Source organism: Methanoregula sp., assembly GCF_002835825.1.
Lineage (GTDB): Archaea > Halobacteriota > Methanomicrobia > Methanomicrobiales > Methanospirillaceae > Methanoregula.
Map to the genome: position 1 here is coordinate 1 of NZ_PIZH01000339.1, position 2,358 is coordinate 2,358.

The following is a 2,358-nucleotide window of genomic DNA, read 5'->3' on the forward strand; positions in this document are numbered from 1 at the left end:
TGCCTGCGCCTGCCTTCCTGTCCCGTTTTTTCCGGCATTCATGGGGTAATGGAAACGAGTCCCGGGGCGCGTGCAACCGGGATTGTCTTGCTCAGCAGGGATTCGCGTTTCAGGGCAAGGATCTCGTTCTTCGGGTTCTTGTCGATGGCTCGCTGGACAATGTTCAGGGCCGTGTGGTACTTATGTTTCTGCTCAAAGAGCCGTACAACGTCCATCCAGAGCGAGATGTTCTGCGGTTCGATATCGAGGGCGCGGGAAAACGCAGCCAGCGCATCCCGGTCCCGGTTCAGCCGGGAGAGGACCCGCCCTTTCGCGCCAAGAGCGTACCCGCTCCTCCTGTCGATCTCAATGGCATGTTCGAGCGTTTTCAACGCATCCTCGTTTCTGGAGAGTTCGTGCAGGATCATCCCCTTCTCTACAAGGACGGCATGGTTGCCGGGATGCCGGGCAAGCGCTGAGTCGATGACATCGAGTGCCTCTTCTTGCCGGGAGATGCTGCAGAGGACCCGGCATTTTTTGCAGACCGCGTATTCGTTTGCCGGATCGATATGGAGGGCGGTGTCGATTGCATCGATCGCGTCTTCCGGGCGCCCCAGTTTCTGCAGGACATCTCCCTTCTCAACCCAGACAAGCGTGTCCTGCGGATTGTGTTCCAGGATCTCGATGAAATACTGGAGGGCCCCGGTATTTTTTCCCCGGGACTGGAGATGGAAGGCATGATCGTACAGGTTTTTGATCCCGGCCCGGGCCCGGTAACTCTGATCCGGCTGCCCGCCGGCCTTCGCTGTTGCAGGCTCCCGGGATACGGGTTTTTCGGCAGTGGTTACGGCCACAGGCTGCGGTGCTGCAACCGCATCGGCACGGCACCGGAACGTGAAGAGAGCGATCTCGATGTTGGAGACAAGGTCGTTAGCGGAGAACGGCTTGATGATGTACCCGCAGGTGTTGGGAGTCTTTGCACGGGCGAGCAGGTTATCGTCATAGTTTCCGGTCACGAAAATGATGGGGACCGACATACGCTTGCTCAGTACGCGTGCAACCGTGATACCGTCCGTGTCCCCCGAGAGGCCGATATCCATCAGAACGAGGCTGCACCCGCTCTCCGGGATCTTTTCCAGAGCCACCTCCCCGGATGCGGCACACCCTGCGATATCGTATCCCTTAAGGGTGAGGATCTGCTGGATCAGGTGCGTGATGATCTCATCGTCCTCGACAATGAAGATGCGCTTTGCCACATTTCACCATCCGGATGTCCTGTTGTATTCCATGGAAGATCTGCCTTTAAAATACGGCATCCCCGGTCTCTTTGGTCTGGATCCGGATCGCTTCCTCAAGGGGGAGGACAAAGATCTTGCCATCACCTACATGACCTGTGCAGGCACTTTCGCAGATCGCGTCCACGATTGTCTGGACCTCATCGTCCCTGACAACGAGTTCCACCTTACTCTTTGCCATAAAATCATAGAGGTGCAGGTTCTCGTTGTGGCTGTGCGGGTCGATCTCGTTCTCGGTGCCCCGGTACCAGATATCGGAATGTGTCATGGACCTGTGTCCCATTGCTGCAAGCAGTTTCCTGACATCGTTCAGCCGTTCGGGTCTGACAAGAGCCTCGATCTTTTTCATACTGATCTCTATTCCATAGAAATGAAATATAGTTTTCTTATAGAAAATATATAGATGAGGCGTGCAGGCATATCCTGACCTGCCTTTCCGATGGTATCTAAAACCGTTTTTTGGCAGAATAGGCCGTTACCGGAAACATTCACCCTGCCGGGCTTTGTGTTCCCGGTAGTGGATGTTTGCGAAAATGAGGACCATGGGCCGGGTGTCGTTCAGGATACTTTTCCGGTGCCCAAATCGCGGGCTCTCTTTGCAGCCACCCATTCCTGGTGGGCAGAATAGTCATCAGGGTGCATGGCTTCCGGTTCAGCAGAGTCCTGGAATGCCCTCATACAGTCAAAGGACTGGTAGGAATTGTTCTTTTTTACCGTTTTCATGGTCGTCCTCCTCACTTGTCACGGATTAGATCGAGATCGCATGACCTGACCACCCGGTACACTTTCCCGTTTGCGGCCTGGTGTATCTCCGACAGGGACGGGCCTGCCGGAACAGGAATCCCGTTGGTGTTCATCGCGTTCCCGGCGATGCGGCAGGCACTCCCGTGACCTGCCCCGCAGTTCTGGACAAAGATCGTGTCGATCCAGGAGATAATCGCGTCGCGGACCTGCCGGAACCGTGCAAGGCACTCTTCAGGTGTCCCGGTACATTCCGTAGGATCGATGAATCCCGCATGGATGCGGTCGTGGACTCCGGGAAAGAACGGGCAGGCCTGTTTCGCGCGGTCGCAGACCGTGACGA

The 2,358-nt window shown here is 56.0% G+C and carries 3 protein-coding genes and 1 pseudogene; all 4 read right to left on the minus strand.

Features of this window, described 5'->3' with window-relative positions; genetic code table 11:
* Positions 1–38: 38 nt before the first annotated feature.
* Positions 39–1,235 carry a response regulator gene (locus CW742_RS10755; RefSeq protein WP_292420258.1) on the minus strand — a complete coding sequence of 399 codons (1,197 nt, stop codon included), beginning with the start codon at positions 1,233–1,235 and terminating at the stop codon, positions 39–41.
* A 46-nt stretch (positions 1,236–1,281) separates the two neighbouring features.
* The gene (locus CW742_RS10760; RefSeq protein WP_292420260.1) at positions 1,282–1,623 is read right to left on the minus strand and encodes a P-II family nitrogen regulator; all 342 of its coding nucleotides are present in this window, start codon (positions 1,621–1,623) and stop codon (positions 1,282–1,284) included.
* Between the two features lie 209 nt (positions 1,624–1,832).
* The gene (locus CW742_RS10765; RefSeq protein WP_292420262.1) at positions 1,833–1,997 is read right to left on the minus strand and encodes a hypothetical protein; all 165 of its coding nucleotides are present in this window, start codon (positions 1,995–1,997) and stop codon (positions 1,833–1,835) included.
* A gap of 11 nt (positions 1,998–2,008) precedes the next feature.
* Positions 2,009–2,358 (minus strand): annotated as a pseudogene (locus CW742_RS10770) (hypothetical protein); the annotation flags it as partial.

Excerpts from the sequence above, each read along its gene's own strand:
- CW742_RS10760 (WP_292420260.1), bottom strand. The coding sequence starts at position 1,623 with ATGAAAAAGATCGAGGCTCTTGTCAGACCCGAACGGCTGAACGATGTC.
- CW742_RS10765 (WP_292420262.1), bottom strand. The coding sequence starts at position 1,997 with ATGAAAACGGTAAAAAAGAACAATTCCTACCAGTCCTTTGACTGTATG.